This window comes from Shewanella sp. KT0246, from assembly GCF_019654955.1.
Lineage (GTDB): Bacteria > Pseudomonadota > Gammaproteobacteria > Enterobacterales > Shewanellaceae > Shewanella > Shewanella goraebulensis.
Genome location: NZ_BPEV01000023.1, coordinates 25,122 through 39,896, shown reverse-complemented (window position 1 = coordinate 39,896; position 14,775 = coordinate 25,122). Strand labels below are relative to the sequence as shown.

The 14,775-nt window shown below is 40.4% G+C and carries 13 protein-coding genes; 8 read left to right on the top strand and 5 right to left on the bottom strand.

From position 1 onward, the window contains the following. Positions 1-38 precede the first annotated feature (38 nt). From thiC to K5Q58_RS12735, 8 genes are all read left to right on the top strand, one after another. On the top strand, positions 39-2,087 hold the full coding sequence (gene thiC, locus K5Q58_RS12770; protein ID WP_220754316.1) for a phosphomethylpyrimidine synthase ThiC: 2,049 nt from the start codon (positions 39-41) through the stop codon (positions 2,085-2,087). 2 nt (positions 2,088-2,089) lie between these two features. Continuing rightward, positions 2,090-3,736 (top strand): thiamine phosphate synthase, encoded by a 1,647-nt coding sequence (thiE, locus tag K5Q58_RS12765; RefSeq protein WP_259651336.1) that lies wholly within the window; start codon positions 2,090-2,092, stop codon positions 3,734-3,736. Next, complete coding sequence (locus K5Q58_RS12760; RefSeq protein WP_220754315.1) at positions 3,729-4,571, top strand: HesA/MoeB/ThiF family protein; 843 nt, start codon at positions 3,729-3,731, stop codon at positions 4,569-4,571. The genes thiE and K5Q58_RS12760 overlap by 8 nt, the downstream gene beginning before the upstream one ends. 36 nt (positions 4,572-4,607) lie before the next feature. After that, positions 4,608-4,811 carry a sulfur carrier protein ThiS gene (thiS, locus tag K5Q58_RS12755; protein WP_220754314.1) on the top strand — a complete coding sequence of 68 codons (204 nt, stop codon included), beginning with the start codon at positions 4,608-4,610 and terminating at the stop codon, positions 4,809-4,811. A 1-nt stretch (position 4,812) separates the two neighbouring features. After that, the gene (locus tag K5Q58_RS12750) at positions 4,813-5,577 is read left to right on the top strand and encodes a thiazole synthase (RefSeq protein WP_220754313.1); all 765 of its coding nucleotides are present in this window, start codon (positions 4,813-4,815) and stop codon (positions 5,575-5,577) included. Positions 5,578-5,590: 13 nt separating this feature from the next. After that, a complete protein-coding gene (thiH, locus tag K5Q58_RS12745; RefSeq protein ID WP_220754312.1) occupies positions 5,591-6,700 on the top strand; it encodes a 2-iminoacetate synthase ThiH in 1,110 nt (369 codons plus the stop codon). A 185-nt stretch (positions 6,701-6,885) separates the two neighbouring features. Next, positions 6,886-7,170, top strand: coding sequence for a chemotaxis protein (locus K5Q58_RS12740; RefSeq protein WP_220754311.1), 285 nt, complete (start codon positions 6,886-6,888; stop codon positions 7,168-7,170). A gap of 9 nt (positions 7,171-7,179) precedes the next feature. Beyond that, complete coding sequence (locus tag K5Q58_RS12735; protein ID WP_220754310.1) at positions 7,180-8,370, top strand: putative metalloprotease CJM1_0395 family protein; 1,191 nt, start codon at positions 7,180-7,182, stop codon at positions 8,368-8,370. A 37-nt stretch (positions 8,371-8,407) separates the two neighbouring features. Here the strand turns inward: K5Q58_RS12735 and K5Q58_RS12730 are convergent, their stop codons facing one another. From K5Q58_RS12730 to K5Q58_RS12710, 5 genes are all read right to left on the bottom strand, one after another. Further along, positions 8,408-9,310 (bottom strand): LysR family transcriptional regulator, encoded by a 903-nt coding sequence (locus tag K5Q58_RS12730; protein ID WP_220754309.1) that lies wholly within the window; start codon positions 9,308-9,310, stop codon positions 8,408-8,410. A gap of 147 nt (positions 9,311-9,457) precedes the next feature. Continuing rightward, positions 9,458-10,588, bottom strand: coding sequence for a DUF3541 domain-containing protein (locus K5Q58_RS12725; protein WP_220754308.1), 1,131 nt, complete (start codon positions 10,586-10,588; stop codon positions 9,458-9,460). Beyond that, positions 10,566-12,347, bottom strand: coding sequence for a hypothetical protein (locus K5Q58_RS12720; protein ID WP_220754307.1), 1,782 nt, complete (start codon positions 12,345-12,347; stop codon positions 10,566-10,568). Before K5Q58_RS12720 ends, K5Q58_RS12725 begins: the two co-directional genes overlap by 23 nt. Further along, the gene (locus K5Q58_RS12715) at positions 12,310-13,269 is read right to left on the bottom strand and encodes an alpha-L-glutamate ligase-like protein (RefSeq protein WP_220754306.1); all 960 of its coding nucleotides are present in this window, start codon (positions 13,267-13,269) and stop codon (positions 12,310-12,312) included. The genes K5Q58_RS12720 and K5Q58_RS12715 overlap by 38 nt, the downstream gene beginning before the upstream one ends. Then, positions 13,269-14,774, bottom strand: coding sequence for an inactive transglutaminase family protein (locus tag K5Q58_RS12710; RefSeq protein WP_220754305.1), 1,506 nt, complete (start codon positions 14,772-14,774; stop codon positions 13,269-13,271). Before K5Q58_RS12710 ends, K5Q58_RS12715 begins: the two co-directional genes overlap by 1 nt. Position 14,775 lies beyond the last annotated feature (1 nt).

Genomic DNA, 14,775 nt, shown 5'->3' with positions numbered 1-14,775 from the left:
AGGCAAGCAACTCTTTTTAATTAATTTTGAGGTTGCTAATGTCAAATCGTCGCCAAACCCGTGAACAAGCCCAAACTTTTATTGATACATTAAAGCCGCTACAACATCCAAATTCTGAAAAAATTTATCTTACCGGTTCCCGCGAAGATTTATTCGTGGGTATGCGCCAAATTCATCAAACAAACACTATTTTAGGTGGCACTGATGACGCTCCTGTTACCCAGAGTAATCCACCCATTAAGGTTTACGATTGCGCTGGGGCATATTCTGATCCCGATGCTGAAATTAACGTCCGCTTAGGCTTAAACAAATTCCGCGAAAGTTGGATTGATGAACGTGAAGATACAGAGCAACTTGCAGGAGTGAGCTCAGACTTTACCCAGCAACGTTTAGCTGATGATGGTTTAGATCATTTACGATTTGAAGCATTAGTACCGCCAAGACGCGCTAAAACAGGGAAGTGTGTAACCCAAATGCACTATGCTCGCCAGGGGATCATCACGCCTGAAATGGAATATATTGCCATACGTGAAAATATGGCAAGAGAGCAAGTAACAGATGAAATACTAACTCAAAAAGCTACTGGAGAAGCATTTGGCGCAGTGATCGGGCAGCCAATTACCGCAGAGTTTGTCCGTGACGAAGTGGCTCGCGGCCGTGCGATTATTCCGCTCAACATCAATCATCCAGAAGCTGAACCTATGATTATTGGACGTAACTTTTTAGTTAAAGTGAATGCCAATATCGGTAACTCAGCCGTGACTTCATCGATAGAAGAAGAAGTTGAAAAGCTGGTGTGGTCAACGCGGTGGGGCGCCGATACGGTAATGGATCTCTCTACAGGTCGTTATATCCATGAAACTCGTGAATGGATAATCAGGAATTCACCAGTACCAATTGGTACTGTGCCAATTTATCAAGCGTTAGAAAAAGTGAATGGTGTTGCTGAAGACCTTAATTGGGAAGTGTTTCGCGATACCTTGATTGAGCAGGCTGAACAAGGCGTTGATTATTTCACTATTCATGCTGGGGTGTTACTGCGTTATGTCCCAATGACGGCAAAACGCTTAACGGGTATTGTTTCTCGTGGCGGTTCCATAATGGCTAAGTGGTGTTTGAGTCACCACAAAGAAAGTTTTTTGTATGAAAATTTTAAAGAGATCTGTGAAATCTGCGCGGCTTATGATGTATCTTTGTCGCTTGGTGACGGAATGCGTCCAGGTAGCATTGCAGATGCCAATGACGAAGCACAATTTGCAGAACTTGAGACCTTAGGTGAGTTGGTAAAAGTGGCATGGGAATACGATGTGCAAACCATTATCGAAGGACCTGGTCATGTGCCAATGCAACTCATTAAAGTCAATATGGAAAAGCAGTTAGCCCACTGCGATGAAGCACCTTTTTATACCTTAGGGCCACAAACAACGGATATCGCACCTGGTTATGATCACTTTACCTCTGGCATAGGTGCAGCCCAAATGGCCTGGTATGGTGTCGCAATGCTGTGCTATGTCACCCCTAAAGAACATCTTGGCTTACCAAACAAAGAAGATGTTAAACAGGGGTTAATTGCCTATAAAATTGCAGCCCATGCCGCAGATGTCGCAAAAGGCCATCCAGCTGCACAAATACGTGATAACGCATTGTCAAAAGCTCGTTTTGAATTCCGCTGGGAAGATCAATATAACCTTGGTTTAGACCCCGATACCGCCCGTGCATATCATGATGAATCATTGCCGCAAGAATCTGCCAAAGTAGCCCATTTTTGCTCAATGTGTGGCCCTAAATTTTGTTCAATGAAAATTACACAGGAAGTTCGTGAGTATGCCGCTAAACAAGAAAAGCAGGCATTTTCGACAGGTGTTGAGCAGACAATTTCGATTGTTGACGCAAATGAGTTCCAAGCAACGAAAGAGAGTAGTATCGAGCTTGATGTAAATGCGGCAATGGCGCAAAAATCAGCCGAGTTCAAAGCGACAGGTTCAGCAATATATCATTCTGTTACTGATAATCAGAAGACCGCTAAAACTGCACAAGATGCTACAACGGCAAACAAGACCCCTGAACTTGAAGACGTTGAGGGCTAAGTATGTCTCAACTGATGCAAAATATTAAGAAACCTATTGTCTGGACCATTGCGGGTTCAGACAGTGGTGGCGGCGCAGGCATTCAAACAGATTTAGCAACGATGAACGACTTAGGCTGTTTTGGCTGCAGTGTTATTACTACACTGACTGCCCAAAACTCTGTGGAAGTGAACTTGGTTGAACCAGTATCAGATGCCATGTTAATCGCTCAGTTAAATGTGCTTGAAGCTGATTTAACACCTGCAGCAATAAAAATTGGACTGATTGCCAATCAACAACAGCTGAATGTTATTGCTAAGTGGCTCAAATCGTTTAGAAGCAAAGATATTGCCAACAAAATCGTGCCTGTGATTGTCGATCCTGTAATGGTTGCCAGTTGTGGAGATGGTTTAAATCGACAAGCTGAACTGGATTTCAGCGCTTTTAAAGGTTTGATCACTTTATTGACGCCCAATGCTCAAGAGTTGTTTAGGTTAGTACCAAAATCAGCTGTAAAAATCGATTTAGGTAAAGCGAGTTTTTATGATGCTGCTTCGTTTCTAAATATAGATTTAAAATGTAATCTTCTTGCAAAAGGCGGTGATGCCCAGCAATGGCAAGGAGATACAGCCAGTGACTTATTTGTTTGTCAGCAGGTTTTAGGTGTCAGCGAATCACATCAATATCAAAGCTTTTGGCTATCATCAAAACGTATTGGAACTAATAATAATCACGGAAGTGGTTGTACATTATCTTCTGCTATTGCTTGTTTTATGGCACATGACTACGTGCTTCACGATGCAATTGTGATGGCGAAAGCATACGTGTCAAAAGGCTTATTAGATAGTGTGCAATTTGGCAAAGGCGCTGGCCCTTTAGCTAAAACCGGTTGGCCAGAGGATATTGGTCTATATCCTCGTGTTAGTCATTATTACGCAATTGATTCGAATAAGAATCTAACGAACTCAGCAGATCAAACTATTGGCTCAAGTCATGGTTCAAATAAGGCTTTTGCGAAATTAGAGCAAGAAATTGGTGTTTATCCCGTTGTTGAAGATATTGCATTGCTTGAAGCGTTACTTAAAGCTAAATGCACAACAGTTCAGCTTAGAATAAAACAAACTGGTGATACATTAGATGAGCATATAGAGACGCTAATTCAACAAGCGATTATTTTAGGGCGTGATTATCAAGCCCAAGTGTTTATTAACGATCATTGGCAGCTTGCGTTAAAACATGGTGCTTTTGGTATTCATTTAGGGCAAGAAGACGCAGAATTGGCGCCGCTAGATGTAATTAATGAAGCGGGGATTGCGATTGGTTTATCGAGTCACAGCGTTTTTGAGATCTTACTTGCCCACCAATTAAAACCTTCCTATATCGCTCTTGGCCATATTTTTCCAACGACCACTAAGGTAATGCCATCGGCGCCCCAAGGTTTAAAAAAATTAGCCCGTTACTCAGCTCTGCTTAAATCAGTTTATCCAACAGTGGCGATTGGTGGCATAGATGAGCAGGTTCTCGATCAGATAAAAGCCAGCAAAGTCGATAGCGTCGCAGTGGTAAGAGCGGTCACTGAAGCTGCCTATCCAACATCAGCATATAAACGTTTGTTGAGTCAGTGGCAAAGTGATGATTTAAGTTTACAGTGCGAGGCTAGTCATGAATAAATTATCTGATGTTCAGTATATGCGTTATTCAAGCCATGTATTACTGCCAGATATGGGGGAGGATGGTCAGCTTAAATTGATGAACAGCACTGTGGTCATTATTGGTATTGGCGGCTTAGGTCATGCTGTAGCTCACCAACTTGCTGCTGCTGGCGTCGGCAAGATTATCTTGATGGATGACGATATTGTCGAGTTATCAAATTTGCCAAGACAATTGTTATTTCAAAATGAAGATATCGGTTTTAAAAAAGTTGATGTTGCCGCCCATAAACTCTCTCTAGCTTATGCTGATTGTGTCATAACACCGCTATGTCAAAGGTTTATGGCTCAAGATGACGCGATATTAAACGATGCAGATATAGTCTTTGATTGCACTGATAATTTTACTTCTCGCTTATTGATAAACCGGATTGCAGTCCGTGCTAAAAAAGCGCTGATAAGTGGTGCCGTCAGCGGTGCAAATGGGCAGTTATTTTGTCTCGATTTTACTCAGGCTGTTTCTTACGGGGAGCTTGTCGCCACTCATGACAAAAATAGCTCTGGATCTGACATCCTACCGTCTAACAATACTGAGCACAAAGCGGGTTGTTATCAATGTCTTTATCCAGAAGATTCAGCCGTAAATCAGTCATGCGCTCAAGCTGGAGTGCTAACCTCAGCATTATTGTCCGTTGCATCAATGCAAGCTTTACTGGGCCTAAATTGGTTAAAAAGCGATGAAATACAAAAGCGAGATTTGAAAGGCCGCCTGCATTTATTCGATGCTAAAAATCTGCAGTGGCGCCATGTCGGTATGTCACAAGATCCAAATTGTTGTATTTGCGCATTAAATTAAGCAGTTTTCAGCCTTTTAAGTACGTTAGGAAAAATTATGATCACAATAGAATTTAATGGTTCAGCTGAAAAACTACATAGCAACGCAAGCTTGCTGCAGTTAGTTGAGTTAAAAGATTTAAATCCGAAGTCATTGGCACTAGTTTTGAATGACCAAGTTGTTCCTCGTAGTCGTTGGGCGCAGATTGAATGTCAACAAAGTGACAAAATTGACGTATTTTCAGCAGTAGCAGGGGGATAAGATGTTATCAATTGCTAATCAAGAATTCGAATCACGTTTGTTTACTGGAACAGGGAAATTTACCGACTCTAAAACAATGTTAGCGGCGATAGCGGCGTCTCAGTCCCAATTAGTGACGCTAGCGATGAAGCGGATCGATCACAGTAAAGATTTTGATGACTTACTGACGCCATTGCAGCAAATGGGAGTTAAGTTATTACCAAATACTGCAGGAGCACGTAATGCAAAAGAAGCCATTTTTGCAGCTGAACTTGCCAGTGAAATGTTAGCTACAAAGCTGATCAAACTAGAAATACATCCAGATCCTAAATACTTAATGCCAGATGCCGTAGAAACGTTAAAAGCCGCTGAAATACTATGCAATAAAGGTTTTACTGTATTGCCATATGTACATGCTGACCCTGTTTTATGTTATCGACTGGAAGAGGTGGGCTGCGCCGCTGTTATGCCATTAGGTAGCCCTATTGGGAGCAATCAAGGTTTGGCTACAGAGCCCTTTTTAGAAATTATTATTGAGCAAGCGAATATACCAGTTGTGGTTGATGCTGGTATAGGCGCACCTTCGCATGCGTGTAGAGCGATGGAAATGGGAGCTGATGCCGTTTTAGTAAATACCGCGATTGCCAGTAGTACAGATCCTATTTCTATGGCGGAGTGTTTTAACAATGCGGTCAAAGCAGGAAGGCAAGCGTATTTAGCAGGGCTCGGCAATGTTTCAAAACAAGCTGAACACACTAGTCCGCTAACGAACTTTTTAAAGTTTTAAGGTCAGGATAGTAATGAGTTTTACTGAACAATTTAAACAGTTAAACCTTGATGAATTGTCTATGCGCTTATATTCAACCACTGCTGTAGATGTGGAGCGTGCGATTTCACATTCGCAAGGTAACATCGATAGTTTAATGGCTTTATTATCGCCAGCGGCACAACCATATCTTGAACAAATGGCGCAAAAAGCTTATCAGCTGACTCGGCAGCGTTTTGGTGCCAATATTGGATTATATTTGCCACTTTATCTGTCTAACTTGTGTGCTAATGAGTGTGATTATTGTGGTTTCTCGATGAGTAATAAGCTCAAGCGAAAAACACTGTCTGATGCAGAATTATTAGCTGAGATGAGTATTATTAAGCAGCGAGGTTTTGATTCAATTTTGCTGGTGTCGGGTGAACATGAAACCAAAGTAGGTATTGAGTACTTTAAACATGTTTTACCCATCGTAAAGCAACAATTTAGCTATGTTGCAATTGAAGTACAGCCGTTAACTGAATCAGAGTATCGAACGTTAGTGGAGCTGGGTCTTGATGCCGTGATGGTATATCAAGAAACCTATCAACCTCAAACGTATCGTAAGCACCATACTCGCGGAAAAAAACAAGATTTTTTATATCGTTTAGCAACTCCTGATCGAGTCGCTGCCGCGGGTGTTGATAAAATTGGTTTAGGGGTGTTACTTGGGCTGGATGACTGGCGGTTAGATGCACTAGTGATGGGATATCATCTTGGGTATTTAGAGAAGCATTATTGGCGAACGCGCTATAGTATCTCGTTACCTAGGTTAAGGCCTTGTACTGGTGGGATAACGCCGAAAGTTGAGCTCACCGACGAAGGTTTAGTGCAACTGATTTGTGCATTTAGATTGTTCAATGCGCAGTTAGAAATTAGTTTGTCTACTCGAGAAACTCCTGAGTTCAGAGACAATTTGCTACCACTTGGGGTGACAAATATTAGTGCTGGTAGTTCGACTGAACCAGGAGGTTATCAAAATCCCAATGCGCAGCTGGATCAATTTGAAATCAGTGACGATCGAAGTGTTAGTCAAGTTATTGAAAAAATGCAACGAATTGGTTTGAATCCTGTTTGGAAAGACTGGGAGAGCGCATGGTTTTAGAACTTGGTATTAGTGTTTGATTTTAGCACTTGTTATAACAATGCGCATAACAAGTATCCTATTGCTGTACAAACCGTAAGTCTTGAATGATAATTAAACACTTAATAAAGAACACTTAACGATAATAATATGAACTAAATTCATTTTTATATTGTTTTAGGTTTGATTTTAAAAGGATTGATGACATGCAAGTACCATCAGCAATGACCTCAGGAATACAAGGTTTACAAAGTGCCCAAAACGATTTAGCGCAAGCAACGACAGCTGTTGCTGCTCCAGAGCCAGCAACAGCTGCTCCAATTAAAGCGGAACAAGATACTGTAACCTTAAGTTCTCAAACAACGCAGCCAACAGATAAAGTATCTGCTTTGATTGATGCTGAGCAAGCGGTGACTCAAGCGCAAGCTTCTGCAGAAGTCATTGATGTTACATCTGAAAATGTCGGCACTATTATCGATTTATCCGTTTAATCGATAATTATGAATATTCAGAGTCAAACCTCTATACAAGCAACAAACCTAACCTCAAGTCAAAGCGTTCGCTCAACTCGAGGTACGGTTGTAGGTCATGGTGCTAATAGCGTTGCTAATAATTCTGTTACTAATAGCTCTGTACCGGCCGCGAACACACTAACAAGTACCTTCCCAACAAATGGTTCTTTAACAAAGAGCTCTCTAGCAACTGGCTCTCTAGTAAATCACCCTCTAGCCAATAACTCTGCAACTCATTTTGCCGACATTACATCGGAGACTAATCCAAGTTCAAACATGTCAGTTCAGCAGTCAATGACTCCTGAATCGCTTAACCCATCCGCTTCGCAATTTAATATGAAAAGTGGCGCTATATCAGTGCTGGGCTTATCAGCTGGTGGAACTCAGGAAGAAACTGATAAAGCAATAAATGTTTTTAATCAAGATGTTAAGCTTTCTAAGAATATTGATGAAAATAATTTAGTTGGTAAGCCTGTGTCAGGCTTTGAAGGGATTGGTAATAAAGAAACGGAAGTACAAAATGCTAAGGTTGATGATAATGCTGAAAACAGCGCTGAAAATGAAGCTGAAAACAAAGCACAAACAGAACAAAAACAAGAAGCGGTTAAGCAAGAAGTGGAGCAACAAGTTCAACTTGATGCCCAAGTGATTAAGGAGCTTTCTGCAAGAGACTCTGAAGTTAAAACACATGAACAGGCCCACGCCGCCGTAGGTGGAAGTTTTGCTCACACTCCTCAATATACTTACGAAAAAGGCCCCGACGGTAAACGCTATGCTGTTGAAGGTAAGGTTAATATCGATGTTGGTGTGATTGAAGGTAATGCCCAAGCAACCTATAACAAGATGCAAAAGGTTTATGCAGCAGCCATGGCACCAGTTCAACCTTCAATTGCCGATATTCAAGTGGCTAATGAAGCGGTTCAAAAAATGAATGAAGCGAAAAAAGAATTAACTGCTGAGCGGCAAGAGAAGATAATAAGTAGTGAAGATTCAAAACAAATTAATGATTTAGCTCAACACTTAGAATTGTTTGGTCAGCAAGACTTTACGCCCACTTATCCATTTGACCAAACGAACGACCAAAATAGCGATACTGAAACAACAATCAATAATGCCAACATTAACGTATCGGATTTACAGTCAGAACAAGCATACACACCAATCAATATTGCTGTATAACGTCACCTAAACCTTGCCAAATTTTATTTGTTTAATTTTAATCAAGACTCTGATTTATATCATGTTGAAGTAGTATCAAAGATTCTAGTAGTTTAGATGCAGGCCCTTGTTTATCGCGATTTGGGATCAGTAAAGATAGTTGTATTTTACGACTCTTACTGCCTTTTAACACTAACCGTTTTAGCTCTCCTGATACTATATTATCTTTAACTAAGTAGGCTGGTGCCCAACAAAAACCAATGCCTGTTTTTAGTATATTTATCGCTTCGTGGAAATTTGAAACCGTCCAGCGTTGCTCTGCTTTGAGCCAACCAGTATCAGAGGCTTTATTAATCGCAGTGTCTTTGATTACCACCTGTAAGTATTGCGCAAGAACTTGATCATCAGCAATAACCTTTTGCAAAGCTAAAGGATGATCTGGAGAGCAAACTAGAAATAACTCTGACTCACAAATAGGTTCTGCAATATGACCTTTTGCGGGAATAGCACATATGGCAATATCAGCCGTGCTATTTAAAATTAGCTCATGAGTTCCTGAAATTACCGAATCGATGATAGTGACTCGAGTCCCACGGCTATGGGGTAAAAATGCTTTCAATGCATCGACTAAAAAGTCCATAGGGTAAATAATTTCGCGGGCAATAGTTAAATTGGGTTCCCAACCTTCACCTAAGTTACTGGCTAATTGTTCAAGTTCATCGACTGTTTGTGTTAAATGACGTGAACGGCGCAGTAATACTTCTCCTTGTTCAGTAAGGTAAGCTTTGCGGCCTTTAACTTCGAGTAATTGGATACCTAACTGACTTTGTAGTTTTGCCACTGCATGATTAAGTGATGATTGGCTTTTATTGAGCTGATCTGCTGCTTGTGCGTATCCACCAAAATCAACAACAGATTGAAGGATACGCCATTGTTCTAATGTTGACTTTGCTCTGCTCATATTATTCTCGAATGATATTGTTCTTAACTGTCGATGCAGGAGTTAATTATGGGCGAAGAAACAACACAATAATGTTAAACAATTTAGCCGCCCCAATTTTTATCAATAAGAAATAGGGCGTATTGATAATTACGCCCTTAGTTTTTGTCAGTTTTTATCAGTTTTTATAGGTGCAACTTGCACAGGTAAGTATTTTTTAGTGGCTTTAATGTCTGCAAGATAAGGGCCTTTGTGAAGTTTTTCTGGCCAGTCTAATAACATCATAGCTAATACATTTCGGTGCTCACCCATTACCATATCAGGGTTACCTCTAGGCGATGGAATGATCTGATATTCTGGATCAAACGAAGCTGCTATATGGTTTTGGGTTTTTTTAATCACAGGGTGATCACGTAAACCAGTTAAATAAAAGCTGATGCCCACTTCAGAAATAATGTCGTCAGTTGCATCTTTTAGAATACGGTCGATGTTGTTATCAAAGTAATCTAAGATCCATTTAAATTCTTTCGCACTAACTTCTTTTTGGTAATAACCACTTGCGGCGAAAATAAAGTGCGTCATGCCATATAGTTTATTTTGGAACTGTTTTTTGTCTAGTTCACTGTCTTTGTCATTTGGGTAAGCTGCAATAAAGGCTTTTTTGTAATCTTCAACATAGCTTCCAACTTCAAGCTGTTCTGCCCAATAAGCATAATTAATTAGTTGAGCAGCCCAAGATTTAATCATTTTAGGGTCAGTTAATCCTGGTGTTAGATCGTAAGCCTTTAGAGCCTCGACCATCTGTTGATGGCATGGACCATTAAAACCTAACTCATTAATCCGGCTGGCGTACCGTAATAAAATATCGCTATAAAAAATAAACTCAGGAAAAGGTTTTAACGCTTTCTTGCGTGCTTTAGCACGAGGCCCTTTACCCAATACACTGATAGCTTGCTCTGCTTGCTGTTCAATAAATTTAGGTGTATCAATATTGCAAGCAAAGTAATTTTGGCGTTCAGTAATAGTAATTAAATCGATAAGTGCAGCATTAGTGTATTTTTCATCACCTGTCATACGGTACATTCTTAGGCCGTAATGGCCCTGAATGCGCGGTGGGAGAGTATACATATTTTGTTCAAGGTTTAGCTGAATCGCACTTCGAACTTGTTGATGTGTTAGCGTTGCTGAGGATGGTTTTGTTTCAGCGAAACTTCCCGTTGAAGCGACCACAAGTGACAAGCCGACGATGCTTGAACCTACAAGGCACGATAAGGATTTAAATTTGCGAATGGCCAACATTGAAGGCTCTCCTGATGATTGATGATGGATCATTGGGTGGGGTAAGTATAATGATCATTTGCTCATTTAGGGTTAAATTTTCTTCATTAACTACAAAAATATCAAAAACTTGACGTTTTGTTACTGTAGGTTTACTTGCTTCAAAAATGATCCTAACAAGGCTTTGATGCCAGAGAGGTAAATAATAGTCTATCCCCTCATTAGCAATGCCATTAAAGCTAAATGCTAGTTCTTGAGCACCTTGCCACTCTTGATTAAAACTTTGCTCAAACGATATTGCTAGCGGCTGTTGGTTAATATGTTCATTAAGATAGAAGTCCAAAATCACTTTAGAGCGAAAAACACGTAATTGCTGTCGATAATCAATTGCGGCTTGTTCTCGCTCTGATAGGTCTAACTTGAGGTGTTGACGTAAATATTGTGCTAACCAAAGCTGTCCTAGTGAGTGATTGTCTGCCAGACCCTGTTTGTTATTTAAATAAAATTTATTTCCTCGAGCTAAACCTGCGATAGTTTCTGTTACTGCATCGATTAATTGATTGGCTTGCCTTCGGTTAGAGATTTTTTTTACGTAACTGATACTGGCTTGTGCAAATTGATGCCCGATTACGGGGTAACGAATAATGTGTGCAGAAGTTTTCATTGCTGGTGTTACAAACAGTTCGCCGAGTAAACGTTGTTGATGCCACACCCGATAGATTTGGTTTTCGGCAAGTTGATTAATCGTTTTTTCTGATGACAGCTGAGTTTCTTCGCGTTTTTGTTCAAAGCGATCTTGTTGCTGAGTTATTGCAGCTACAGATAAAATTTCAAAACGAATTCCAACCTCTTCTAATTGTTGGAACGCTTGCGCGATTATGTCATTTGCTGAGGTGAAACCTGTGTATTTTTCGTGAGGTAAACTCGCAAGATGTTGCCCAATATTCCACGGTGCAATGTTGATATTGGTAGTGATTTGCTGCAAATAATTAATTAGAGCATCACTATCTAAAAAGTGAGTGTCGAGATGTTGCGCTGCAGTTGGTTGTTTAATTTGCTTGATGATGTCTAACGAGACTGCATTTTTGTATTTGGCTCGCGATTGATAAGCAAGCCAAGCACTTTTTCGACATTGCTCATTTGGTTGTAAAATAAGATATTTAGCAAGGCTAACATCGAGGTTATATTTTGCAGTGGTGTTGACTGAGTTGTTGTTATCATGATTGTCATTATTACGGGTCGTATCTTCCTGAGAATGCTCGAATGCAGGAGATGTTAACTGACATTTTTTGTCGTTAAATACTAATTCGACATGATTATTGCTAAGGTTTCTTCTTATAGTGGCTTGAGCATTATGCAGTTTGGATTTAGAGGTAATGTCTAACTGCCTACTTTGAATTGATTTAAGTTTTGCAGCTAAAGACGAATAGGGTGGCTGTGCTTGTGACAGGTTATCAATGAAATGTTCAAGTGTAGGGTCTTTCAGTAAAACTTGAAGCTCATCGGCTAAATGCAGCTGACACATCAAAATGCTTTCGCGTTGGCTGTTAGCGGCTAAGTCACGATAATAATTTAATCGGTCATTAAAATTGTTGAAACCTAAGGTGAGTTGTTCAAATTGAACAGCCTGTTTAGCAACAGGCTGATTTAAATCTAATTCAACCAGAGACGGCTGATAACGCAGACATTGTTGAATGAAAAGGTTTAGCGGGTTGGCAACTGCCGGAGCAGTTGCCAATAAACTAAAAGTTAGGATTACTACAAAAATGTTTTTTTGCATATGCGACGCGCTCTTCCACTGATAACGTCGGTCCTTTAAGACCTTCTACATGTTTTAGTCTACCTAAAATCCCTTTACCATTAGCTGTTTGAATCGCCAATCCTGGTCTAGCATTCAGCTCTAATAGTAGCGGGCCGCGTACTTTGTCCAATACCATATCAGTGCCCAAATAACCTAACTCACACATTTCATAGGCACTTGATGCAGTATGTAATAGCACATCCCAGTTAGGCACTTGGATTTGTGACAGTTCATAATTGGTATCTGGATGAGTTAACACAGGCTTATCAAATTGAACTGCATATAAGCTTTTACCCGTCGCTATATCCAAGCCAACACCAACAGCACCTTGGTGTAAGTTCGCTTTACCATCAGATGCAGCAGTGGAGCAGCGAAGCATCCCCATGACCGGATAGCCTTTAAATACGATAAGGCGAATGTCTGGTACACCTTCGTAACTAAAGCCATCGAACACAGGATCAAATTCGATTAAGCCTTCGACTAAGCCGACATCAGGAATACCACCAAGTGAAAATAGGCCACTTAAGATATTCGAGACATGACGATATACTTCATTTGGTGTGACTTCATCGCCATTTGGTTTGTAATAACGGCCGTTTTCAACGTGTGTTATGACTAAAATACCTTTACCACCAGAACCTTTAGCCGGCTTAATAACAAAACCTGTTCTGCCCAGTACCATTTGCGGTATTTCATTAATTTTATGTTGTTCTTCAACAACACCGATTAAGTCTGGTACTGCAATATCATTGGCTAAAGCTAATTGCTTAGTAATGAGCTTATCATCGACGCGCTTATAAAATTTACGTTGATTATACTTGCCAATGTAATCGATATTGCGCTTATTCATATTCAAAACGCCGTTTCGGCGTAATTCCCAAGGCCAAGCGTAATTTTTCATTACTTTTCCTCAGCCAAAGGCTTAAAGCGTTTTAGTTCTGTTAGGCGGTAACCAGTGTACTGACCCATTACCAATACCAATGCCAGAATGACTAAATGAATACCTAAGAAGTTAAACACCCAATGTTGGATCCAAGAGTTGCTCATTGCTAAATAAGCTAATGTCGCCACAAATAAGCTACCGCCACCAGACATAAATACTGATTTAGGCCCTTCTTCTTCCCATAAGATAGACATCCGCTCGATGGTCCACGCAAGAATGATCATTGGGAAGAATGTAATAGTTAGTCCTTCGCTCAAACCAAGCTTGTATGAAATTAAAGTAAATAACCCAATAATAAATATCACCACAATAATCACCGCGGATATTCGGGATATGAGCAAGAGATTGAGTTGTGATAAATAGGAACGGATCATTAAGCCAAACGCGACAATGAGTAAGAATCCAATCAAACCTGTCAGTAAGGTAGTTTGAATAAATGCCAGTGCAATAAGCACTGGCATGAAGGTACCTGAAGTTTTAATGCCGATAATAACGCGCAAAAAAACCACGACTAAGACACCGATAGGAATCAACAAAATCCCTTTAAACGTGCTTTGCTCTTCAAGCGGTAATTGATACAGAGAAAAGTCCAGCGAATCTGTATTCATCATCATATCGATTGATGTGGCTAATGCAGAACGCGTTTCTTGTAACATTGAGAAATTGACTTGTGAATTACTACCGCCAATAACGTCAAGTACTGACATACCATTGTGTTGCCATAGTACTAAGTTGTCTGGGCGACCTTGTTTGTTGTTCTCAACATCAAATAAGATCCATTCACCGTCTTGATAAACTTGTACGTACGGATTGAGCTGTTGTCGGCGACGTTGATCTTCTAGCATCAAGCCACTAACTTGCTTTGCTGGTACACCTTTAGATTGCAGCATTTGCAAAAATAGTTGAGTACGAGAATTAACTGAAAGTAATAAAGCCAAGTTTTGTGATTGATTGCTGTTGTTAATCACATCCATTAGCTGTTGGGCGTAAGAAATGTTACTGGCACTTCGTTCCCAAACTTGATTAATGATTTGTTCAGCTGCACCGCGCTCGGTCACTTGCCATAAGTATGGTTCTGGGGTCGCAGGCTCTTCATCGGCATCGACTTTAAGTTGACCAGTAGGTACCAGAGTTACGCGATAGTATAAAGACTGACCACCAGAAGCTTCACGAATTGACCAAACAGCTCGTCGATCATCACCTTCAGATATATTTAAACCATACCCCGCAGATGTTGCGTTTTCGGCCAACACATCAAAGGCTGGGTCTTGAGGTAGTGAAAGTGAGGCTTCAGCAGGTTTATTAATGCCATTAAACATGACTTTAGCTTCAACGGACCAGCTTTGAACTTGCTCGCCTGGAAAAAATGGAACGTTATGTTCAATACTGCGGTAAATACTCGCAGTTATCCCTGAAATGAAAAGTAGGGCAACAAAGATAAAAAACGGCTTACGAGAATGCATT